Below are 21,130 nucleotides of genomic sequence, written 5' to 3'. Positions count from 1 at the left end.
CGGTCAGGCGCCCGGCTCGTAGGCCAGGTTGGGGCGCAGCCACCGTTCGACCTCGGCCAGGGGCATCCCACGCCTGCGCGCGTAGTCCACGACCTGGTCGCGGCCGATCCGGCCGACGGTGAAGTACCGCGAGTCCGGGTGCGCGAAGATCACGCCGCTCACGCTCGCCGCGGGCGTCATGGCGAACGAGCTGGTCAGCGCCATGCCGAGCTGCTCGGCCTCCAACAACGCGAACAGGTCCTGCTTCTCGCTGTGGTCCGGGCTCGCCGGGTAGCCCAACGCGGGGCGGATGCCGCGGAAACGCTCGGCGTGCAGGTCCGCCAGCTCGGGCTCGGCGTCCGGCTCGAACCAGTCGCGCCGCGCCTGGAGGTGGACGTGCTCGGCGAACGCCTCGGCCAGCCGGTCGGCCAGCGCCTTCACCATGATCGACTTGTAGTCGTCCTGCTCGCGCTCGTACCGGGCGGACAGCTCCTCGGCGCCGTGGATCGCCACCGCGAACCCGCCCAGGTGGTCACCGGCCGGCGCGACGTAGTCGGCCAGGCAGCGGTTGGGACGGCTCTGCGGCTTCTTGGTCTGCTGGCGCAGCATCGGCAGCCGCAGCCCGTTGACCACGATGTCGTCGCCCTCGGAGTGCGCGGGCCAGAAGCCGTACGCGCCCTTCGCCGACAACGACCCGTCGGCGATGATCTGGTCCAGCATCGCGTTGGCGTCGTCGAACAGCTCCTGCGCGGCCGGGTTGGTCTCCAGAATCTTCGGGAACTTGCCCTTCAGCTCCCAGGCCAGGAAGAAGAACGTCCAGTCGATCATCTCGCGCAGCTCGGCCAACGACGGCTCCACCACCCGCAGCCCGGTGAACGCGGGCGTCGGCAGCTCCTCGAACGACACCACCTCGGCGTTCGCCCGGGCCTGCTCGACGGTGAGCAGCGGCGTGCTCTGCCGGTTCTCGTGCTCCTCGCGCAGCCGCTGCTGCTCCACGCGAGTCGCCACGCCCAGCTCCTCGGCACGCTCCTCGTCCAGCAGCGCCGACACCACGCCCGCCACCCGCGACGCGTCGAGCACGTGCACCGTGGTCTGGTCGTACGCGGGCGCGATGCGGACCGCCGTGTGCTGGCGGGACGTCGTCGCGCCGCCGATCAGCAGCGGCAGCTTCATCCCGCGCCGCTGCATCTCCGCCGCCACCGACACCATCTCGTCCAGTGACGGCGTGATCAGCCCGGACAGGCCCACCGCGTCCGCGCCCTCGGCGATCGCGGTGTCCAGGATCTTCGCCGCGGGCACCATCACGCCCAGGTCGATCACGTCGTAGTTGTTGCAGCCCAGCACCACACCGACGATGTTCTTGCCGATGTCGTGCACGTCGCCCTTCACCGTGGCCAGCACGACCTTGCCGTTGCCGCGGGTGGAGCCGGAGGCTTCCTTCTCCGCGTCCATGTACGGCTCCAGGTGCGCGACCGCGCGCTTCATCACCCGCGCGCTCTTCACCACCTGCGGCAGGAACATCTTGCCCGCGCCGAACAGGTCGCCGACGACCTTCATGCCGTCCATCAGCGGCCCCTCGATCACGTCGAGCGGGCGCTTGGCCTCCAGCCGGGCTTCCTCGGTGTCGTCGATGATGAAGTCCACGATGCCGTGCACCAGCGCGTGCTCCAGCCGCTTGGCCACCGGGCCCTCGCGCCACGACAGGTCGACGACCCGCTTGGTGCCCGAACCGGACACCGTCTCGGCGAACGACACCAGCCGGTCGGTGGCGTCCTCACGGCGGTCGAACAGCACGTCCTCGACCAGTTCCAGCAGGTCCTTCGGGATGTTCTCGTAGACCGCGAGCTGCCCGGCGTTGACGATGCCCATGTCCAGGCCCGCCCGCACACCGTGGAACAGGAACGACGAGTGCATCGCCTCGCGCACGGTGTCGTTGCCGCGGAACGAGAACGACAGGTTCGAGATGCCGCCGCTGATCCGCACGCCCGGACAGCGCTGCTTGATCAGCGGGATGGCCTCCAGGAACGCCTTGGCGTAGCCGTTGTGCTCGGCGATGCCGGTGGCGACGGCCAGCACGTTCGGGTCGAAGATGATGTCCTCGGCCGGGAAACCGGCCTTCTGCGTGAGCAGGTCGTACGCCCGGCCGCAGATCTCGACCTTGCGCTCGGCCGTATCGGCCTGGCCCTTCTCGTCGAACGCCATCACCACCACGCCCGCGCCGAAATCGCGGATGCGGCGGGCCTGGGCCAGGAACGGCTCCTCGCCCTCCTTGAGGCTGATCGAGTTGACCACGCCCTTGCCCTGCACGCACTTCAGCCCGGCTTCCAGCACGGTCCAGCGCGAGCTGTCCACCATGATCGGCACCCGGGCGATCTCCGGCTCGGTGGCGATCAGGTTGAGGAACGTGGTCATCGCCCGCTCGCTGTCGAGCAGGTCGGCGTCCATGTTCACGTCCAGCAGGTTCGCCCCGCCGCGCACCTGCTCCAGCGCGACGTCCACGGCCGCCTGGTAGTTGTCGCTCTCGATCAGCCGGCGGAACTTCGCCGAACCGGTCACGTTGGTGCGCTCGCCGATCATCACGAACCCGGTGTCCGCGCCGATCTCGAACGGCTCCAGACCGCTGAACCGGGTCCGGTTCGGCGCCTGCGCGACCGGGCGCGGCTTCATGTCCTTGACCGCCGACGCGATCCGCGCGATGTGGTCCGGCGTGGTGCCGCAGCAGCCGCCGACGATGTTGACCACGCCCTCCTCGGCGAACCCGTGCAGCAACGCGGCGGTCTCGTCCGGGGTCTCGTCGTAGCCGCCGAACGCGTTGGGCAGCCCGGCGTTGGGGTGGCTGGCGGTGTAGGTGCCCGCGATCCGGGACAACTCGGCGACGTGCGGGCGCATCTCTTCCGCGCCCAGCGAGCAGTTCACGCCCACCACCAGCGGGTCGGCGTGCGCGACGGAGTTCCAGAACGCTTCGACGGTCTGCCCGGACAGCGTCCGACCGCTCAGGTCCACGATGGTGACCGAGATCCACAGCGGCAGGTGCGGCGCGACCTCGCGGGCCGCGGCCACGGCGGCCTTGGCGTTGAGCGTGTCGAAGATCGTCTCGATGAGCAGCAGGTCGACCCCGCCCTCGGCGAGCGCGCTGATCTGCTCCGCGTACGCGGCCTGCACCTGGTCGAACGCCACCGTCCGGTACGCCGGGTCCTCGACCCGCGGCGACAGCGACAGGGTGACGTTGAGCGGGCCGACGGAACCGGCAACGAACCGCCCGCCCGCCTCGTCGGCGGCCTGGCGGGCCAGCTGCGCGCCGCGCACGTTCATCTCGCGCACCAGGTTCTCCAGGCCGTAGTCGGCCTGCGCGATGCTGGTCGCGGTGAACGTGTTGGTGGTGGTGATGTCCGCGCCCGCGGCCAGGTACTGCCGGTGCACGTCGAGGATGACGTCCGGCCGGGTCAGGTTGAGCAGGTCCGGGTCACCGGTGACGTCGTGCGTGTGGTCGCCCAGCAGATCACCGCGGTAGTCGGCCGGGGTGAGCCCGGCGCCTTGGAGCATCGTGCCCCAGGCGCCGTCCAGCACCGCGACGCGCTGGTCCAGCAGCTCTCGCAGAGCGTTTTCCGACACGCGGCCTCCCATCGTGGGAGGCGCCCTTTACGGTCTTCGAGCCTCGGCCGAGCGTGGCGGGCTCGTCACCCGTTGCAGCGCCTCTCGGTCGGGAAACCGATCCTAGCGAACCCCGCGATTGTGGGCGTAGCGGCCCACTGGGTGAGATCCGGCGCACGGGGTTCAGCGCACGATGACGACCTCCAACGTGCGCGGACCGTGCACGCCTTCGACCCGTTCCAGCTCGATGTCGCTGGTCGCGGACCCCCCACTGATCCACGTCTGGGTACGCACCCCCGCCAACGCCGCCACCGCGTCCGGCACCCCCGCCACCACCTGGTCCGCCCGGACCACCACGAGGTGGTAGTCCGGCACCAGCGTCAGGGCGCGCGGCCCCTGGTCGGCCGCGTCGTGGTCGAGCACGATCGTGCCCGTCTCGGCGATCGCCACGTGACACGCCGTCACCACGGCGTCGGTGCGTTCGAGCGTGTCGACGTCCACCGGGATACGAATGACTTCCGGACCGCTGGCGGCGTCTGGGGTGCCGGTGGGCTCGGCTTCGCGAGGGTCCCCGCCCAGGGGAACCCTGGATTCAAAAATACCAGCGGGGTACGACAATTCCGTCCACTCGGCAGGGGTGCCGGGGGCCGCGACGACCCGTCGAGCGCCCCGGTCGCGGAGCGCGGCGGCGATCGTCTCGGCGACTTGGTCGGCGTTGACGATGCGGACCAGGGCGCGGTAGTCGCGCAGGCGTTCGGCGAACAGGTCCAGGTCACCGGGCCCGCGCGTGCCCGCCGCGCGGTAGTCACGGGGGACCGGCGCGGGATCGCGCGGACCCTTCGCCCGCCGCACCCTGGCCAGGACCTCGTCACGGGCACTCAACGGGACTCCCACCAGTCGCGGAACGTTTCCTTCGGCGGCTGCGGCAGGTCGCGCGCCGTCGTCCAGCCGGGCAGCGGCACGTGCCGGCTCGCCACCCGCCCGAACTTGCCCAGCCGGATCAGCCGACGCCACCGCCGGGCGTCCGACATCGCCCACGCCATGGCCCGCATCGCGGTCGACTCCGGCGTGGTCCGCTTGGACTCGGTGACCCGTTCCCGCAGGTGCACCAGCATCGACGGGATGTCGATGGCCACCGGGCACACGTCGTAGCAGACACCGCACAACGACGAGGCGAACGGCAGCGTCGGATTCTTGTCCACCCCCGTGAGCTGCGGCGACAGCACCGCGCCGATCGGGCCGGGATAGGTGGAGCCGTAGGCGTGGCCACCGGTCCGCTCGTACACCGGGCACGAGTTCAGGCACGCCGAGCAGCGGATGCAGCGCAACGCCGCACGGCCGTCCGGGTCCGCGAGGGTGGCCGTGCGGCCGTTGTCGACCAGCACGACGTGGCTGGTCTGGCCCTCGGTCGGCCCCGTCCACACCGATGTGTACGGGTTCATCCGCTCACCGGTGGAGGAGCGGGGGAGCAGTTGCAGGAACACCTCCAGGTCCTGCCAGGTCGGCACCAGCTTCTCGATGCCCACCACGCTGATCAACGTGCGCGGCAGCGTCAGGCACATCCGGCCGTTGCCCTCGGACTCGACCACCACCAGCGCGCCGGTCTCGGCCACGCCGAAGTTCGCGCCCGAGATGGCCACGTCCACGGTCAGGAACTTGCGCCGCAGGTGCTCGCGGGCCGCCTCGGCGAGCGCGGGCGGGTCGTCGGTCAGGTCCGGGTCGACGCCGGGCATCTCGCGCCGGAACACCTCGCGGATCTCGGACCGGTTGCGGTGGATCGCGGGCACCAGGATGTGGCTGGACTTGTCGTTGCCCAGTTGGACGATCAGCTCGGCGAGGTCGGTCTCCACCGCGTGCACGCCGACGTCCGCCAGCGCCTCGTTCAACCCGATCTCGACCGTGGCCATCGACTTGACCTTGATGACCTCACGCGTGCCGGTGGCCTGCACCAGGCCGGTGATGATCCGGTTGGCCTCGTCGGCGTCCCGCGCCCAGTGCACGTGCGTGCCCCGGCTCGTCAACGCCTCCTCGAACCGGACCAGGTAGTCGTCCAGGTTGGCCAGCACTTCGTCCTTGATCGCGGCGCCGGCCGCGCGCAGGTCCGCCCAGTCCGGCAGCTCGGCGACCACGTTCGCGCGCTTGGTCCGGATCGTGCCGGTGGCCTTGGCCAGGTTGCGGCGCATCTGGGCGTTGGCGAGCGTGTTCTTGGCTGCTTTGGGGAACGGTTCGCCGGTCAGGTTGCCGCCACCGGCGGGCATGCCGAGGAACGTCATCGGGTGTGCTCCAGGATCTGGGCCAGGTGCAGCGGGCGGACGCCGCTGCGCAGCCTGCTCAGGCCGCCGCCGATGTGCATCAGGCACGACGAGTCGCCCGCGGTGAGCACGCCCGCCTTCGTGCTCAGCACGGCGCTCATCTTGTCGCCGAGCATGGCGGTGGAGGTGTCGGAGTTCTTCAGCGCGAACGTGCCGCCGAATCCGCAGCACGTCTCGGCGGCGGGCAGTTCGACCAGGTCGATGCCCTCGACCGCGTTGAGCAGTTTCAGCGGACGGTCCTGCACCTTCAGCACGCGCAGCGAGTGACAGGTGGGGTGGTAGGTGACGCGGTGCGGGAAGTACGCGCCCACGTCGGTGACCTGGAGGACGTCCACCAGGAACTCGGACAGCTCGTAGGTGCGCTTGGCGGTGTCCGCCGCGGCCTCGGCCAGCTTCCGGTCGCCGTGCTTGCGGGCGACGTCGGCGTGCTGGTGGCGGATCGAACCCGCGCACGAACCGGACGGCGCGACGATCACGTCCGCTTTTTCGAACGCCTCGACGTGGTTGCGGATGACCGGCAGTGCCTGGCCGGGGTAGCCGGTGTTGATGTGCATCTGACCGCAGCAGGTCTGGGCACTGGGGACGACCACCTCGTGGCCGAGCCGTTCCAGCAGGCGGACGGTGGCTTTGCCGACGTCCGGGAACAGCCCGTCGACCAGGCACGTGACGAACAGCGCGACTCTCACGGCGGTGAGTCTAGACTCTGTGGTCAGACCACACCAGACTGTGGTCTGACCACATGTCGTTTCGTCGGAGGTGTTCGGGTGTCCGGGTACGGCGCGGTGCTGCGGCACGTCGAGTCGGAGTTGACCGCAGGCAGGCTCGGCGTGGGGCAGCAGCTGCCCGCCGAACGCCGGCTGGCCGAGGACCTGGGCGTCAGCCGGGCCACCGTGCGCGAGGCGATCCGGGTGTTGCAGGCGATGGGCGTGGTGCGCAGCGGCGTCGGCTCGGGCCCCGACGCGGGCACCACCGTGATCGCCGACCCGGCGGGCGGCCTCGGCTCCGCCCTGCGCCTGCACCTGGCCACCCGCAGGCTGCCCCTGGCGGACCTCGTCGGCACCCGGGTGATGATCGAAAGCCACTCCGTGCGCGCCGCCGCTTCGTCGCCCGACCACCCCGACCTGGCCCGCGCCGCCGACCTGCTGACCCGCATGGACGCGCCGGACCTCGACGCGGACACGTTCCACCAACTCGACGCCGACTTCCACGTCGCCCTCACCGCCGCCGCCGGCAACGCCGTGAACACCGCGATCATGGCCGCCCTGCGTGACGCCATCCACCACACCGTGCTCGACGCCGTCCAGGCCTTACCCGACTGGCCCCGCACCGCCGTCCGCCTCCGCCGCGAACACCGCTCCATCCTCCGCGCCATCCAGTCCGGCAACCCCGACCTCGCCGCCACCAGAGTCACCCGCCACGTCGAAGGCTTCCACCGCGAATGGGTCCGCCACTCCACCTAACCCAACCCCCCCGAGAGTCGAACGCTCAGACCACGAGAGTCGAACCTTCAGGTCGCGCGTGTCCAACGTTCGCGTCGCGCGTGTCCAACGTTCAGAACACCCGAGTTCAACGCTCAGAACACGGTCCGGCCGACCTGAGTGTTGAACTCGGGGTACCTGAGCGTTGGACACGCGTGTTCTGAGCGTTGGACACGCGTGTTCTGGGGGTTCGACTGTCGGGTTAGGCGGGGTGGTAGTGGCGGATTTGTTCGGTGGCGGCTAGGGCGGCGCGGAGGTCTTCTAGGGACTCTGGGGCGGCGCTGTGGGCGCGGGCTTGGATGAGGATGTTGCCCAGGGCTGTGGCTTCGACGGGGCCTGCTGTTACGTGGCGTCCGGAGAGGTTGGCGGTCAGGCGGCACAGGAGGTCGTTGCGTGAGCCGCCGCCGACGATGTGGATGACGTCCACGTCTTGGCCGGTCAGGCGGGTGGCCTGGTCGACGGTGCGGGCGTAGGCGACGGCCAGTGAGTCGAGGATGCAGCGGACGGTCTCGGCGGGGGTGTGCAGGGCGCCGGATGCGGCTGAGGCGATTCGTTGCGGCATGTCGCCAGGGGCGATGAACGCCGGATCATCGACGTCGACTGTCGGGCCGCCTGCGGGGAGGGCTTCGGCTTGGGCGAGTAGGTCAGACGTGTCGAGGGTTGCCCACTCACGGAGCGACTCCTGGAGGAGCCACAACCCGCCTACGTTGCGCAGGAACCTGGTCCGGCCGTCCACGCCGCCCTCGTTGGTGAAGTTGACCTGGCGCGCTTGGCTGGTCAGGACGGGGCTGGGCCGCTCGACGCCGGCGAGGGACCACGTGCCGCTGGACACGTAGGCGAACCGCGGGCCGTCCGCCGGCAACGCCACCACAGCGGACGCGGTGTCGTGCGAACCGACCGACGTGACCAGGGTCGTGCTCGGCAGCCCGGTCGCCGCCAACACCTCCCGGCGCAACAGACCCCGCACCTCACCCGGCTCCTGCAACGGCGGGAACGGCACGCCGCCGGCCAACTCCGAGGCCCACGTCCGCGTCCGCACGTCCAACAAACCCGTGGTCGAGGCGTTCGTGATCTCGGTCCGCAACTCGCCGGTCAACCAATAAGCCAGCAGGTCCGGCAGCAACACGACGTGCGCGGCCTTGTCCCACAACGGCGACGACCGTTCCGCCTCCAACTGGTACAGCGTCGTGAAAGGCAGGAACTGCAGACCGTTGATCGCGTACAACCGCTCCGGCGACACCCGCTCGTGCACCCGCGCCACCACGTCGGCCGTCCGCCCGTCCCGGTACGACACGGGCTCGGCGAGCAGCGTGCCGTCCTCGGCCAACAGCCCGTAGTCCACCGCCCACGTGTCGATGCCGATGGACACCACATCGGGGAACCCCGCAGCCAACGCCCGCAGCCCGGTCAGCACCTCCCGGTACAGCCCGCTGAAGTCCCACCGCAGGTGCCCGTCGAGCGAGACCACCCCGTTGGGGAACCGGTGCACCACGTGGAGCGTGGTCCGCCCACCGTCCACCACCCCGGCCACGACCCGCCCGCCCGAGGCGCCGATGTCGACTGCTCCGAAAACCCTGGCCACGGGCGACATGTGCGGCTCCACCTGATCCTTGAATCGTTTCAAACCCCAGCAGTCAACCGCCCCCGACCAGGCCCTGTCAAGCAACCGGATGAGCAGGCGTGCGGAAGCCCGGAGCCCGGTCCCCGGGAGGATCGGGGACCGGGACCGGACGCCGACCGCACGGCTAGCTCGTCCGCCGCCTCTCGACCCGGCCGAGCAGCACCAGAGCGGCGCAGATGAGCACCACGTTCTTCAACACGAACTCGCCGTTCGTGGTCAACAGCAGAGGATTGCCCCCGGTGATCACGAGAGCGGGCGGCTGGGCGAAGACCAGGAACGTCCCCGCCAGGTGGGCCGCCACGACGACCAGCGTCAGCCGCGGCAGCCGCCCGAGCAGCAGCACCACCCCCAGCAGGGCCTCGAACCACCCCAGCGCGGGCACCAGGAAGTCCTGGTCCACCCACGGCACGGCGGCCCCGACGAGGTACGCGACCGGCGAGGAGCCGGTCACCTTCAGCATTCCGAACCAGACGAACACGACACCGATCGAGATCCGCAGGGCCGGCCGGGCCCAACGGTCGAGCTGCGCTTCCGCGGTGGTCCGCTCCCCCAAGCGGGCCGACATGTCAGTCGCCCAACGGGTTGAGCAAATCCGCCTTGCCCTCGAACGCGAACAGCAGCAGATCCGTCATCCGGAACGTCTGCGCGTCCGGACCGAACGTGGGCCGCCACGACGGCTCACGGACGATCGACGTGCGGCTGCCCTCGATGGCGCGGTGGAACACCTCGGCCACGATCCGGCCGCCCACCGGACCCAGCAGACCGTTGTTGAACTCCGCCTCCCGCAGGACGTAGAGCCACAACGGGGTCGCGGCGGTGACCGCGGCCTTCTGCGCGTCGGTCAGCGAATCCAGGGTCGCGCCCTGGTTGCCGACCAGGATCTGCTCACTCGTCAACGGCGGCACGCCCAGGAACTCCGCCATCTGCTGCCCACTGGCCAGCCGGACCATGTTCGCCCGGGTCAGGTTGCGGAACGCCAGGTTGCGCTGGATCTCCGGGAACGTGGTGCCGCGGCCGTCGAACGTGCCCGCCGGCAGCTGGGTCAGCGGGTTGACCAACAGGCTGTCGATCCGCTTGGTGAGGTTGCCGCCGTCGGCGGTCGGCGGCACCAGGTCCGGCCGGTCGACCTCGGTGAAGTCGTACAGCCGGCGGAAGTCGGCGATCCAGTTGGTGGGCAGCGTGTCCACGCTCTCGTGGTCCGGGTTGTCCAGGTCCGGCAGCAGCGACCCGGGGTCGAAGTTGCCGGAGGTGCCGGTGAAGACGAACAACAGGAACAGCGTGGCGACACCGCCCGGCCCGTCCGTGTTGAACACCCGGTTCCACTGGTACGCGCCCCGGATCATGCTGTGGCCCAACCGGTACGACGCCACCGAGAACTCCAGCGGCATGGTCGGCTGCATCCCGTACGGCGACTTCCCGCGGCCCGGCGCCTCGAAGAAGCGCCGACCGTGGGTGAACACGTCGTCCACGATCGCAGGGTCCACGATCCGCGGCAGGAAGTCGGTGCGCAGCACCCACTGGTAGTGGCGCACCACCTGCTCGCGTGCCGCGGTGAACAGCCGCCGCCCGGTCAGACCGCGCAACGCCAGCTCGTCCACGACCCGGTTGTGGAACCTGATGAACGCCAGGTGCGTCTGGGCGACGACCAGGTTCTCGTCGTTGCGAGGGTCCGGGATGAGCGGCCTGCGCCGGTCCGCCTCGGTGGTGCCCGCCGCACCGAACCGAGGTAAGTCGAACCCCTCCAACGCGACGTTGACCTGCTCGTCCCCGGGCGGGAACGGCGCGGGCGACGTCGTGCCGACCTTGAGCTTCACGCCGTCGGCGGCGTAGAAGACCCGGTCGTTGCGGTCACCGGGACCGCGGCCGTACACCGAGTCCAGGTCCAGGGCAGGCGAGCGGCCCTGCACCAGGTCGACGAGGTTGACGTCGTCGCCGAGCTGCGACTCGGTGCGGTCCATGGTCAGGTCGTGGTCCACGAACTGACCGAGGTAGGTGAAGCCCGCCGGGATCGGCGGGTCCACGGAGTCCAGCTGCGGGACGTCCGCGGTCATGGCGGTGGCCAGGGCGATCCTGGTCTCCTCGTCCAGTTGCGTCCCCTCCGGCCCCAGCCGGGAAAAGCGGAACCGGCGCAATTCCTCCACCGTGAGCGGCTGACGGGTCGTCGCCACTCCGTTCCGGTCGAACTCCAGAACTCCTTCGCCCACGACGAAGAAGCTGTTCGTGCCGTGCTTTTTCATGGACCCCCCCGGGTCATTCGTTCCCCGGAATCCCCATCCCGGGCAGGACGAGCACCCCCTGTGGTCGCCCTGTACTACACAAGTACCAGGTCTTGTCCATCAGATACACGGACTATTCCGTTGGTCCGGATGCTTTAGTCCATTCGGCGAGGAAACCCGCGGGTGGCGGCGGGTGCGTGCGCGAAAATATTCCTTGGCCACTCGATCGGCGGAGTGCCACGGTGGCGCCGTGACATTCTCGGATTACCGCCGCGCACCCAACATCGCCGACCACCCCGATGTCTACGAGCGGGAGAACGAGGCGATCGACCCCGACGGCGTGCTGTGGCGGGAACTGCGGGTGCGGGCCGACTGGGCCGGGCGCACGATCGTCGACCTGGGCTGCGGCACGGGGTTCTGGCTGCCCCGCTACGCGGCCGACGCAGGGGAGGCCATCGGGGTCGAGCCGGACCCGGACCTGCGGGCCAGGGCGGGGGAGCGGGGGACGGTGCTGCCGGGCTCGGCCGAGCACATCCCGTTGGCCGACGCGAGCGTGGACGTGGTGCACGCCAGGTTCGCCTACTTCTTCCCACCGGACTGCGACCCCGGCCTCACCGAGGTGCGGCGGGTGCTCCGGCCCGGCGGCAGGCTCGTCGTCATCGACAACGACTGGCGGCACGGCGAGTTCGCCGACCTGCTCGCCGCCTCGCCGTGGGCGTCCGCCCAGGGGACCGCCGACACGACCGACGCGTGGTGGCGGGAGCGGGACGCCGAGCGCACCGAGGTGATGTCCGCGTGGCGTTGCCGTGACGCGGCCGAGTTGGAATCCGTGCTGCGCATCGAGTTCCCGGGCGATGTCGTGGACGAGTGGGTCCGCGCGAACCCGGGACGGCGGGAGCTGAGCTACGGCTACGTCCTGTTCACCGTGACCGCTTGACCGTGCCCCAGGGGCAGGGGGTAGACCTGGCGGCACACAGGACGACAGTCGTTGAGGGGGAGCGCCGATGATCGACTACACGACGCACAGCCGGTTCACCGATCCCGGACCGTTGGCCGGGTGGCTGGACGGCGTCGGGCCGGATCTGGCGAAGCTGCGGCAGGCGGCGTCCGGGCTGGTGTTCCACTTCTGGGGCAACGGGGACATCACCGACCACGGGTTCCCGGCCGAACGGCTGGCGGAGGTCGATCTCCGGTACGCGGCGGACATGTTCGCCCGGCTGCACGAGCTGAACCCCGAGTCGCTGGACCAGGAACGGGCACCGACCGACCGGATCGTGGGCTGCTGCCGCGACTTCACACTGCTGTTCGTCTCGATGGCGCGGCACCACGGGATACCGGCGCGGTCGCGGGTCGGATTCGCCGGTTACCTGGCCCCCGGCTGGTACGTGGACCACGTGGTGGCGGAGGTGTGGGACGGCGACCGGTGGCGGCTGGTCGACCCGCAGTTCCTGGAGAGCGACGTCGACCTGTTGGACGTGCCCCGCGACCTGTTCCTGGTGGGCGCGGACGCGTGGCGGGCCTGCCGGTCGGGCGCCATCGAGGCGGAACGGTTCGTGGTGTCACCGCAGCTGACCATTCCCGGCACGCGCGGCCTTCCCCAGGTGCGGCACGACCTGGTGCAGGACTTGGCCTCCTTGAACAAGCACGAGATGATCCTGTGGGACCTGTGGGGCGGGTTGCGCGACGAGCCCGAAGTGTCCGAAGAGGACGCTCGGGCCGCCGACGAACTCGCCGCACTACTGGCGAACCCGACCGCCGACCTGCATGCGGCCTTCGACACCGACGCCTACCGGGTGACGCCGGTGATCACGTCCCTCGACCAGACCACTCAGCTCCCGGTGGAGGTGGTGTTGCGCTGAGGCGCTGCCGCCTTCCGGGCGGTGGACGGGCTGAGGCGGCTCATCACGGCCAGGTAGGAGGTGGGGAACAGGCGGGCCAGGATGTCGGGCACTACGGCGGTCCACGCGATCAGCACGCGGCCCTTGCGCTTCTCGACACCCGCCAGGATGCGCTCGGCCGCCTTGTCCGCCGGGTAGGTGAGCAGCTTCGCGAAGCTCTCCTTCCCCTGCGCCGCCTCCGCTTCGTCGGCCCCCGACGCCACCCGCGCGGTCTCCGCGATCCTGGTCCGGATGCCGCCCGGGTGGACGCTGGTCACGCCGACGCCCCGGTCGGCCAGTTCGTGGCGCAGCGACTCGCTGAACCCGCGCAGGGCGAACTTGCTGGACGAGTACGCGGTCTGGCCGGGCGGGCCGATGAGGCCGAACAGGCTCGACACGTTCACCACGTGGCTGCCCGGCGACTCCAGCAACGTCGGCAGCAGCAGCCGGGTCAACGCGACCGGTGCCCGGAAGTTGATGTCCATGACCCAGTCGAACTCGTCCGCGCTGACCTGGTCGAACGTGCCACTCAGCGCCACGCCCGCGTTGTTCGCCAGCAGGGTGACGCGCCGGTTCGAGGCCAGAATCCGCGCCGCCAGGTCGCCCAGCCCCGCGATGTCGGACAGATCCGCCACCAGCGTCTCCACCCGCACCCCGCGGATCTTCCCGGCCACCGCCGCCAGCCGGTCGGCGTCCCGATCGATCAGCACCAGATCGCTGCCGCGCCGAGCCAGCCCGTAAGCCATGTGCTCACCCATCCCACTGGCCGCACCGGTCACCACCGCCGTGCCGCCCGCGAACCGGTAGGGCGAGAGCTGGGACATGCGGCCTCCTCAGGGCGTTCGGTGACACCAGTCCCGTTCGGTGACACCAGTCTGGCGTGAAGTCGAGCGGCATGGCTTGTCCGGTGGGTCCGGTGGTCCGGTGGGTCGGGTGGTCGGGTGGGTCGGGTCCGGTGGGTCAGGTGTGGTTGCTCGGGCGTCCTCCTTGTTTCAACCGACGTTTCAACCGAGAGATAACAGCGTTTTTCGTAGGTCCTCGGGTGATGTTCACTCGATCGTGTTGGGCGTGGGCGTAGTTCTCGGCCGGGTCGCCCAGGTCAGCGGGGCGCCCGGAATCCGTGTGGCTCCGCCGAACCGGATCACCGACATGCCGTACAGGGTCAAATACTTGTCGCACCCAGTCAAGGACCGTGCGGACCGCATCCCGCACACTGGAGCCATGACCACTCCCGAGCACCTCGACGTCGTGATCGTGGGCGCCGGACTGTCCGGTGTCGGTGCGGCCTATCGGCTGCGGACCGAGTGCCCGGGCAAGTCCGTCGCGGTCCTCGAAGCGCGTGATGTCATGGGCGGGACGTGGGATCTCTTTCGGTATCCGGGAATCCGGTCCGATTCGGACATGTTCACCCTCGGCTACCCGTTCCGGCCGTGGCGCGAGGCGAAGTCGATCGCCGACGGGCCGTCGATCCTGGACTACGTCCGGGACACCGCCGAGGAGTTCGGCATCGACCGACTGATCCGCTACCGCACCAAGGTGTTGGCCGCCGACTTCTCCACTGAGACGGCGCGCTGGACGGTGACGGTCGGCCGCCGCGACGAGGCCGGTGTGGTCACCGAGAGCACGCTCACCTGCGACTTCCTCTACTCGTGCACGGGCTACTACAACTACGAGCAGGGGCACGACCCGGTGTTCCCGGGCATCGAGTCGTTCCGCGGTGAGGTCGTGCGGCCGCAGTTCTGGCCCGAGGACTTGGACTACGCGGGCAAGCGGGTCGTGGTGATCGGCAGCGGCGCGACGGCGGTGACGTTGGTGCCGTCGATGGCGGAGACCGCCGCGCACGTCACCATGCTCCAACGCTCGCCGACGTGGATCGGCGTGGTGCCCGGTCGGGACAAGCTCGCCGACAAGGTTCGCGCGCTGCTGCCCGCGAACGCCGCGCACCGGCTGATCCGCACCAAGAACATCCTGTTCGGGCTGGCGTTCTACCAGTTCTGCCGCCGCTCGCCGAAGCTCGCGCGCAAGGTGCTCACAGGCTTGTCCACCAAGGCTTTGAACGACGAGAACGCCGTGCGTGAACACTTCACGCCCACCTACGACCCGTGGGACCAGCGGCTGTGCGCGATTCCGGACGCCGACCTGTTCAAGTCGGTCAGCGCGGGCCGCGCGTCGGTCGTCACCGATCACATCGACACGTTCGTGCCCGAGGGTGTCCGGCTCAAGTCCGGGCGGGTGCTGGAAGCCGACGTCGTGGTCACGGCCACCGGGCTGCAACTGCTGGCACTCGGCGGGATCACGCCGAGCGTGGACGGGCGGCGGGTCGAGTTGTCCGACCAGTTCATCTGGCGCGGCGCGATGATCACCGAGCTGCCGAACTTCGCGGTGTGCGTCGGCTACACGAACGCGTCGTGGACGCTGCGCGCCGACCTGACCTCGCGCCTGGTGTGCCGGGTGGTCAACCACATGGACCGGCACGGGTACGCGTCGGTCGTCCCCACGCCGGACCGCGAGTTGGTCCGCCGTCCGCTGTTGGACCTGGCCTCCGGTTACATCCAGCGGGCCATCGACACGTTCCCGCGCCAGGGTGACCGGGGTCCGTGGCGGGTGCGGCAGAACTACCTGCTCGACGCGGTGGCCACGTTGCGCGGTGACCTGAGCCGGCACCTGATCGGCACGTCGCGCGCGGCCGTGCGCCGGTCCGTGCCGGTCGGTCAGGAGCAGTAGCTCGGGTCTGGCGGCTCAGGCGCGGTAGCGGAGGCCGTTCATCACGAGGTCGAGCATCCCGTCCGTCGGGCCGACCTCGCTCGGCGCCATCGCGATGCCGCCGAGGGTGGCGATCACGTCCAGCGGGGCCACGTCCGTGCGGTCGATGGCTTCCAGCAGCATGGTCATGGTCCGCATCAGCCGTTCCAGGCTCTCCGCGTACGGATCGCCGCCGCAGGCGATGACCATGCGCAGCGCGTCCCCCAGGCCGCGTTTCGTGGCCATGTAGTCCACGAACCGGTCCATCCACGCCCTGGTCGCCTCGTGCGGGGGCAGGGTGCGCAACAGCTCGGGCGCGGCGTCGCAGAGTTTGGCCAACTCGTTGCGGTAGACCGCCTCCGCCAGCGCCTCGCGGGTGGGGAAGTGGCGGTAGAGCGTGCCGATGCCGACTCCGGCGCGCTTGGCGATCGACTCCAGCGTGACGTCCGCGCCGTCGTTGGTGAACGCGTCCAACGCCGTCTCGATCAGGCGATCGCGGTTGCGCTGGGCGTCCGCGCGCAGCGGACGGGACACGATGCCTCCCGGAAGTGGTATGACGCAGCTCACAATGCTAACCGGAGGGGCCTCCGGTTAGTGTCGGAGTTACCGGAGGAACCTCCGCTTAAGTGTACGACAGCAGACGGGGATCATCATGACCGAGCACATCACCACTGCGTTCGACGCGGAGTCCACTGCTGCGCAGGTCGTGGCGGGCATCGACCTGACCGGCCGTCGCGCGGTGGTCACCGGTGGCGCGTCGGGCATCGGCATCGAGACCGCGCGGGCTCTGGCAGGTGCTGGCGCGGAGGTCATCCTGGCCGTCCGCAACACCACGGCCGGCCAGCAGGTGGCCGACGAGATCGGCGGGAACGTGCGGGTCGCGCCGCTCGATCTGGCCGACCGGGCGTCGGTGGCGGCGTTCGTGGCGGGCTGGGACGGGCCGCTGCACATCCTGGTCAACAACGCGGGCGTGATGGCCACGCCGGAGACCCGCACGCCCGAGGGCTGGGAGTTGCAGTTCGCGACCAACCACCTGGGCCACTTCGCGCTGACCACGGGCCTGCACCGGTTCCTCGCGGTCGAGGGCGCGCGGGTCGTGTCCGTGAGCTCCAGCGCGCACCTCATGTCGCCGGTCGTCTTCGACGACATCCACTTCGTCGACCGGCCTTACGACCCGTGGGCGGCGTACGGGCAGTCGAAGACGGCGAACGTGCTGCTGGCGGTCGAGGCGACCAAGCGCTGGGCAGCCGACGGCATCACCGTGAACGCCCTGATGCCGGGCGGCATCATGACCAACCTCCAGCGCCACGTCGACATGGAGACCATGGGCGCCATGTTCGACCAAGCCGCCGCCGACGGCTTCAAGTTGAAGACGGTGGAGCAGGGTGCGGCCACGTCCGTGCTGGTGGCGACGTCACCGCTGTTGGAGGGCGTCGGCGGGCGGTACTTCGAGGACTGCAACGAGGCCCTGCCGAACGACGGCGGCTCCGTGATCAGCGGTGTCGCGGCCTACGCGCTCGACCCGGAGGCGGCGACGCGGCTGTGGCAGGTCTCGGAGGAGACGCTGGCCCGCTGAGCATTACCCGGCTGGGCGGCACTCAACCGCGGTCGGCGTGGGCCACCACCAGTCGACCGCGGGGCGGTGGGCGCGGACCTCTTCCGGTGACCATCCGTCGGAGCCGAACGCGCGGTCGCCGGCACGCCTCCCAGCCGTCGACCACCCACTCGCCGGACGGCGGAGGTGGCACGGCCGAGATCGTAGGCAACGTCGGTCGGCGTCGTGGCGCCGTTCGCGTGGGAGCTGATCACGTCAGCTTGACGTCGGTGATCTCCGCGCAGGCGCTCCCGGTTATCCACGGCCGGCCCACTTATCCACATGTTGATCATGAACTGTTGTGACCTCCCTCGCCGCCCGCCACCGTGGAACCCGTAGATCCGCAACGGGGAGAGGGAGAGCGGGATGGAGCGAACGGTGGTCCTGGTGGCCGCGCCGAAGGTAGTTCGCCACTTTACGAATGATCGGTGCGGTCGGCCGAAATTTCCGCGTCCCACTGACGGAAGACAGGAATGCGCCAGGTTTCGGGTGCTCTACCCGATGGCTGGAGGTGGCCATGTGGTCGAGCTTTGGAGCAGCCGGCGCGGTGGTGTCTACGCCAGTTCGGTGAGCATCGAGGCGGCCTCCTGCGGGTGGAGGAGGAAGCCCATGTGGCTGGTGTCGAGGGTGCGGACGTCGAAGGGGTTGTCGGGGGTCAGGGTGTCGGCCTCGCGGATGAAGCGGTCCTGGAGTTCGATCGGGATGGAGCGGTCGGCGGTGAGGCGGACGTACGTGTGCGGGAGGCGGCCCCAGGTGGTCGGGTTGACGCGCTCGTCGCCGGCGTCCAGGCTCTCGTCCGGCTCCAGGGTGTTCAGCGCGGCCAGGAACTCCGTGTCGGTGCCCTCCGCCAGCATCGCGGTCTTGAGGGTGGCGAGCACGGCGGGGTCGGCGGTGCGCCAGTTCATCCGCAGCGAGCCCAGTTCGGCCGGGTTGGCGGCCATCAGTTCGGGGCCGAGGTCGTTGAGCGCGCTCGACGCGTACTCCGGCTCCGTCGTGTACTCGCGAGGAGTCAGCTCTACGCAGCACCACGCGGACATGTACACGACCCGGTGCAGGAGCTCCGGCGCCGCGTTGGCCACTCCGGTCACGGTCATGCCGCCACGGCTGTGCCCGACCAGGATCACCGGGCCGAGTCCGCCGGCCCGCCGCACGACCTCGATGACGTGGGCGATGTTGTCGGCATACGGGACACCGGCCAAGCCGGACGGCGCGACGGCCAGCGCGGCGGCGTCCTGCGGGGCCTGGTACGACGCGGAGAATGTGGCGTTGAAACCGTGTCCGGGCAGGTCGACGGCGAGTGCGCGGTGGCCGAGCAGGGTCATTTCGCGGAGCATGGGCGACCAGCTGAACGAGTTGCTGTTGGAGCCGTGCACGAAGACGAAGATCGCGTTCATACAAGGATCTTCACATTCGGTCGGGACCGGGCCGGCAGCACACCACCGATCACCACCGCGCCGCCGACCAGCGTGTTCCACCCGACCGGCTCGTCCAGCAACAACACACCCACCGCCGTCGACCACAACGGCGTGACGTACGTGACGGTGGACGCGACCGTCGGCCCGGCCGCCCGGATCACGTCCAGGTTCAGCACGTACGCCAGTCCCGTGCCCGCCGCGCCGAGCACCACCAACGCCACCGCGTTGAGCAGCGCCGCGACCACCGCCGCGTGCCCCCACGTGCGCCGGTCGTGCGGCACGGCAACACCCTGCGCTCCTGGTCGTGGTGGGCTGGCTGCTCGTCCGAAGCAGGGCGAGCCGATGAGCACGCGGAGACGCCTGCGTGCGGCGGCGTCCGAGGTGTTCGGGTGGCCGGAGCTGCGTGACGAGCAGATCGACGCCATGGAGCAGGTGCTGGCCGGTCGTGACGTGTTCGTCGTGCCGCCCACCGGCGCCGGGAAGTCGGCCGTCTACCAGGTGCCCGGCGTGTTGCTGGACGGTCTGGTCGTCGTGGTGTCGCCGCTGATCGCGTTGCAGCGCGACCAGGTCGCGGCGCTGAGGGAGAGCGGCGCGCCGCCCGCCGTGCTGGTGAACTCGGCACAGTCCGAAGTGGACAACAAAGTCGCCTGGGAGGCAGTCGAACGCGGCGAGGTGCGGTACTTGTTCGTGTCGCCCGAGCAGTTGGCCAAGCCGGGAGTAGTGGACCGGTTGGGGCGGCCGTCGGTTTCGACCGACCCAACCGGTCACTGGAAGTGCGGAGGTACGCGGAGACCAGGGCGTGCCGGCGGCAGCACCTGCTGGGGTACTTCGGCGAGGTGCTGGAGCGGGCGTGCGGGACCTGCGACACGTGCGCTCGGGGCGAGGCGGGCACCGGTGTGTCGGCCAACCCCGAGTACCCGGCGCAGTCCCGGGTGCACCACGCGGAGTGGGGCGGCGGGACGGTGGTGCAGAGCGAGGAGGACCGGCTGACCGTGCTGTTCGAGCAGGTCGGGTACAAGGTGCTGTCGCTGGAGGCGGTGCACGCGGCCGACGTGCTCGGCCGGCACCCGAAGGTGTGACGGCGGCGCATACAGTAGGCCGGTGACGTTGCGCGGCACCAGACCCAATCCGGCCCAGTGGCTGTGGTACGCGGTCGGTGGGCGGTTGCCGCAGCGCTGCAACGCGTGGGTGCTGCACGACGTCACCTGCCGCACGTGGGCGGTGCGGCACTTCGTGCGCGGGTTCATCCAGATGTCGCCGGTACTGCTGCTGCTCCTGCTGCCCGGCCCACTGCTGATCCGGGTCCTGTCGATCGTGCTCGGCCTGCTCGTCGGCTACTTCTACTCCATGTCCTACATGTGGCAGACCACCGAGGAACGCCTGGTCAAGCAGGGTTACCCGCGAGGCCTGGGCGCGGAGACCCGGCGCGCCTCGAAGGCCGACGAGGACGCGCAGGCGCAGGCCGCCTACGAGCGGCTCTACCGCGGCGGTTCCTGACCCGTCGGAGGTCGTGCACAACCCCGAGCGCGCGTCCGGGTTCGAGGACTCGATCGACGGGATGTGTCGGCAGCTACCAGGTGATGTCGCCCGACTCGACCCGCGCGGTGAACGCGGCGGCGTCCGAGGCCAGCGGCAGGGCGGCCGACCAGTTGGTGCTGGTGACGTCCACCAGCGACACGGGTGCCGGGTCGTGGCGCAGGTCGAACGCGAGGCGTTCGCGGGAGCCGTCGTCGCCGATGATCGCGATGCCGGGATGCGCCGCCGTGGGCTCACCCCACGCGGCGTTCGCCTCCAACGTCTCCGACGGCGTGTAGAGGGTGAGGAAGGTGTCGCCCAGCCACCCGCTGCGGAACCACGACTCGCCCTGGAGGTACCGCCGCCACCCGGCCGGCAGCGGACAGCCGTGCGCCGCCGCCTGGTCGAACTCCTCGTCCGCGACCGGACCCCGGTACTCGGCCTCGCGCACGATCGCGCCGACGATGTTGGCGTTGAACTCGTCCAGGTCCTCGGCGGGCACCCAGTGCTCCAGCACCTCACGCCCGCCGGCCTGCTGCACGGGGTACCGGGCGAGGAAGTCGCGCCGCACGCTGAACCGCGTGACGAAACCGACACCCTCGGTGGGCACGTTCCACTCGCGCGCGATCTTGGTGGCGTACCAGCGGTTCGCCACCGGGTAGAAGATCGGCTGGTCGGGCAGTCGCGGTGGCCAGGCCCGCCACTGCGAGGCCGCGACCAGGTCCAGCTCCGCCCGTCCGGTCGGCCGCCACAGGTCCACCAAGTCCATGGCGCAGAGGGTAAGTGGCCG

General features: G+C 70.1%; 19 protein-coding genes and 1 pseudogene. 8 read left to right on the top strand and 12 right to left on the bottom strand.

Annotation, left to right across the window (positions count from 1 at the left end; translation table 11 throughout):
* Positions 1-3: 3 nt before the first annotated feature.
* From metH to ALI22I_RS44580, 4 genes are all read right to left on the bottom strand, one after another.
* Positions 4-3,591: a methionine synthase gene (gene metH, locus ALI22I_RS44595; protein WP_238598893.1), complete on the bottom strand. Its 3,588-nt coding sequence runs from the start codon at positions 3,589-3,591 to the stop codon at positions 4-6.
* Between the two features lie 162 nt (positions 3,592-3,753).
* The gene (locus ALI22I_RS44590; protein ID WP_179118555.1) at positions 3,754-4,452 is read right to left on the bottom strand and encodes a LutC/YkgG family protein; all 699 of its coding nucleotides are present in this window, start codon (positions 4,450-4,452) and stop codon (positions 3,754-3,756) included.
* Entirely contained in the window at positions 4,449-5,843 is a 1,395-nt protein-coding gene (locus tag ALI22I_RS44585; protein ID WP_077011595.1) for a LutB/LldF family L-lactate oxidation iron-sulfur protein, read from the bottom strand. Before ALI22I_RS44585 ends, ALI22I_RS44590 begins: the two co-directional genes overlap by 4 nt.
* The gene (locus tag ALI22I_RS44580) at positions 5,840-6,568 is read right to left on the bottom strand and encodes a (Fe-S)-binding protein (RefSeq protein ID WP_077011594.1); all 729 of its coding nucleotides are present in this window, start codon (positions 6,566-6,568) and stop codon (positions 5,840-5,842) included. The genes ALI22I_RS44585 and ALI22I_RS44580 overlap by 4 nt, the downstream gene beginning before the upstream one ends.
* 78 nt (positions 6,569-6,646) lie before the next feature.
* Between ALI22I_RS44580 and ALI22I_RS44575 the strand changes: the two genes are divergently transcribed.
* Positions 6,647-7,342: a FadR/GntR family transcriptional regulator gene (locus tag ALI22I_RS44575; RefSeq protein WP_077011593.1), complete on the top strand. Its 696-nt coding sequence runs from the start codon at positions 6,647-6,649 to the stop codon at positions 7,340-7,342.
* 220 nt (positions 7,343-7,562) lie between these two features.
* On the opposite strand, the gene ALI22I_RS44570 is transcribed toward ALI22I_RS44575, so the two are convergent.
* The 3 genes from ALI22I_RS44570 to ALI22I_RS44560 form a co-directional block, all read right to left on the bottom strand.
* Positions 7,563-8,951, bottom strand: a complete 1,389-nt coding sequence (locus tag ALI22I_RS44570) for a rhamnulokinase (protein WP_077012073.1) — start codon at positions 8,949-8,951, stop codon at positions 7,563-7,565.
* A gap of 154 nt (positions 8,952-9,105) precedes the next feature.
* Positions 9,106-9,546, bottom strand: coding sequence for a DoxX family membrane protein (locus ALI22I_RS44565; protein ID WP_077011592.1), 441 nt, complete (start codon positions 9,544-9,546; stop codon positions 9,106-9,108).
* A 1-nt stretch (position 9,547) separates the two neighbouring features.
* Positions 9,548-11,218 carry a peroxidase family protein gene (locus ALI22I_RS44560; RefSeq protein WP_077011591.1) on the bottom strand — a complete coding sequence of 557 codons (1,671 nt, stop codon included), beginning with the start codon at positions 11,216-11,218 and terminating at the stop codon, positions 9,548-9,550.
* Positions 11,219-11,447: 229 nt separating this feature from the next.
* On the opposite strand from ALI22I_RS44560, the gene ALI22I_RS44555 reads away from it, so the two are divergent.
* Both ALI22I_RS44555 and ALI22I_RS44550 read left to right on the top strand, forming a co-directional pair.
* Positions 11,448-12,134, top strand: coding sequence for a class I SAM-dependent methyltransferase (locus ALI22I_RS44555; RefSeq protein WP_077011590.1), 687 nt, complete (start codon positions 11,448-11,450; stop codon positions 12,132-12,134).
* Between the two features lie 67 nt (positions 12,135-12,201).
* Positions 12,202-13,056, top strand: coding sequence for a transglutaminase-like domain-containing protein (locus ALI22I_RS44550; protein ID WP_077011589.1), 855 nt, complete (start codon positions 12,202-12,204; stop codon positions 13,054-13,056).
* On the opposite strand, the gene ALI22I_RS44545 is transcribed toward ALI22I_RS44550, so the two are convergent.
* Entirely contained in the window at positions 13,026-13,898 is an 873-nt protein-coding gene (locus tag ALI22I_RS44545; protein ID WP_077011588.1) for an SDR family NAD(P)-dependent oxidoreductase, read from the bottom strand. The two genes, ALI22I_RS44550 and ALI22I_RS44545, sit on opposite strands and share 31 nt — an antisense overlap.
* A 397-nt stretch (positions 13,899-14,295) precedes the next feature.
* Between ALI22I_RS44545 and ALI22I_RS44540 the strand changes: the two genes are divergently transcribed.
* Positions 14,296-15,798, top strand: coding sequence for a flavin-containing monooxygenase (locus ALI22I_RS44540; protein WP_077011587.1), 1,503 nt, complete (start codon positions 14,296-14,298; stop codon positions 15,796-15,798).
* 15 nt (positions 15,799-15,813) lie between these two features.
* On the opposite strand, the gene ALI22I_RS44535 is transcribed toward ALI22I_RS44540, so the two are convergent.
* Positions 15,814-16,350 (bottom strand): TetR/AcrR family transcriptional regulator, encoded by a 537-nt coding sequence (locus tag ALI22I_RS44535; RefSeq protein ID WP_238598892.1) that lies wholly within the window; start codon positions 16,348-16,350, stop codon positions 15,814-15,816.
* Positions 16,351-16,468: 118 nt separating this feature from the next.
* Between ALI22I_RS44535 and ALI22I_RS44530 the strand changes: the two genes are divergently transcribed.
* Complete coding sequence (locus ALI22I_RS44530; protein WP_077011586.1) at positions 16,469-17,392, top strand: SDR family NAD(P)-dependent oxidoreductase; 924 nt, start codon at positions 16,469-16,471, stop codon at positions 17,390-17,392.
* A gap of 572 nt (positions 17,393-17,964) precedes the next feature.
* On the opposite strand, the gene ALI22I_RS44525 is transcribed toward ALI22I_RS44530, so the two are convergent.
* Together ALI22I_RS44525 and ALI22I_RS44520 are read right to left on the bottom strand one after the other, a co-directional pair.
* Positions 17,965-18,804, bottom strand: coding sequence for an alpha/beta fold hydrolase (locus ALI22I_RS44525; protein WP_077011585.1), 840 nt, complete (start codon positions 18,802-18,804; stop codon positions 17,965-17,967).
* Positions 18,801-19,106 (bottom strand): EamA family transporter, encoded by a 306-nt coding sequence (locus tag ALI22I_RS44520; protein ID WP_238598891.1) that lies wholly within the window; start codon positions 19,104-19,106, stop codon positions 18,801-18,803. Before ALI22I_RS44520 ends, ALI22I_RS44525 begins: the two co-directional genes overlap by 4 nt.
* 61 nt (positions 19,107-19,167) lie before the next feature.
* Between ALI22I_RS44520 and ALI22I_RS54300 the strand changes: the two are divergent.
* The 3 genes and pseudogenes from ALI22I_RS54300 to ALI22I_RS44505 form a co-directional block, all read left to right on the top strand.
* Positions 19,168-19,476 (top strand): annotated as a pseudogene (locus ALI22I_RS54300) (DEAD/DEAH box helicase); the annotation flags it as partial.
* A gap of 122 nt (positions 19,477-19,598) precedes the next feature.
* Positions 19,599-19,904, top strand: a complete 306-nt coding sequence (locus tag ALI22I_RS54295) for a DUF3553 domain-containing protein (protein ID WP_077011583.1) — start codon at positions 19,599-19,601, stop codon at positions 19,902-19,904.
* 22 nt (positions 19,905-19,926) lie between these two features.
* Complete coding sequence (locus ALI22I_RS44505) at positions 19,927-20,322, top strand: DUF5313 family protein (protein WP_238598890.1); 396 nt, start codon at positions 19,927-19,929, stop codon at positions 20,320-20,322.
* Positions 20,323-20,395: 73 nt separating this feature from the next.
* Here the strand turns inward: ALI22I_RS44505 and ALI22I_RS52655 are convergent, their stop codons facing one another.
* Positions 20,396-21,109, bottom strand: coding sequence for an SMI1/KNR4 family protein (locus tag ALI22I_RS52655; protein ID WP_202971201.1), 714 nt, complete (start codon positions 21,107-21,109; stop codon positions 20,396-20,398).
* Positions 21,110-21,130 lie beyond the last annotated feature (21 nt).

It is taken from the genome of Saccharothrix sp. ALI-22-I, assembly GCF_001984175.1.
Lineage (GTDB): Bacteria > Actinomycetota > Actinomycetes > Mycobacteriales > Pseudonocardiaceae > Actinosynnema.
This window is presented reverse-complemented; position numbering and strand designations above follow the sequence as displayed.

What these genes read in the sequence shown, in the direction of transcription:
- ALI22I_RS44585 (WP_077011595.1), bottom strand. Translation starts at nt 5,843, where the DNA reads ATGACGTTCCTCGGCATGCCCGCCGGTGGCGGCAACCTGACCGGCGAA.
- ALI22I_RS44570 (WP_077012073.1), bottom strand. Translation starts at nt 8,951, where the DNA reads ATGTCGCCCGTGGCCAGGGTTTTCGGAGCAGTCGACATCGGCGCCTCG.
- ALI22I_RS44565 (WP_077011592.1), bottom strand. Translation starts at nt 9,546, where the DNA reads ATGTCGGCCCGCTTGGGGGAGCGGACCACCGCGGAAGCGCAGCTCGAC.
- ALI22I_RS44560 (WP_077011591.1), bottom strand. Translation starts at nt 11,218, where the DNA reads ATGAAAAAGCACGGCACGAACAGCTTCTTCGTCGTGGGCGAAGGAGTT.
- ALI22I_RS44550 (WP_077011589.1), top strand. Translation starts at nt 12,202, where the DNA reads ATGATCGACTACACGACGCACAGCCGGTTCACCGATCCCGGACCGTTG.
- ALI22I_RS44545 (WP_077011588.1), bottom strand. Translation starts at nt 13,898, where the DNA reads ATGTCCCAGCTCTCGCCCTACCGGTTCGCGGGCGGCACGGCGGTGGTG.
- ALI22I_RS44540 (WP_077011587.1), top strand. Translation starts at nt 14,296, where the DNA reads ATGACCACTCCCGAGCACCTCGACGTCGTGATCGTGGGCGCCGGACTG.
- ALI22I_RS44530 (WP_077011586.1), top strand. Translation starts at nt 16,469, where the DNA reads ATGACCGAGCACATCACCACTGCGTTCGACGCGGAGTCCACTGCTGCG.
- ALI22I_RS44525 (WP_077011585.1), bottom strand. Translation starts at nt 18,804, where the DNA reads ATGAACGCGATCTTCGTCTTCGTGCACGGCTCCAACAGCAACTCGTTC.
- ALI22I_RS52655 (WP_202971201.1), bottom strand. Translation starts at nt 21,109, where the DNA reads ATGGACTTGGTGGACCTGTGGCGGCCGACCGGACGGGCGGAGCTGGAC.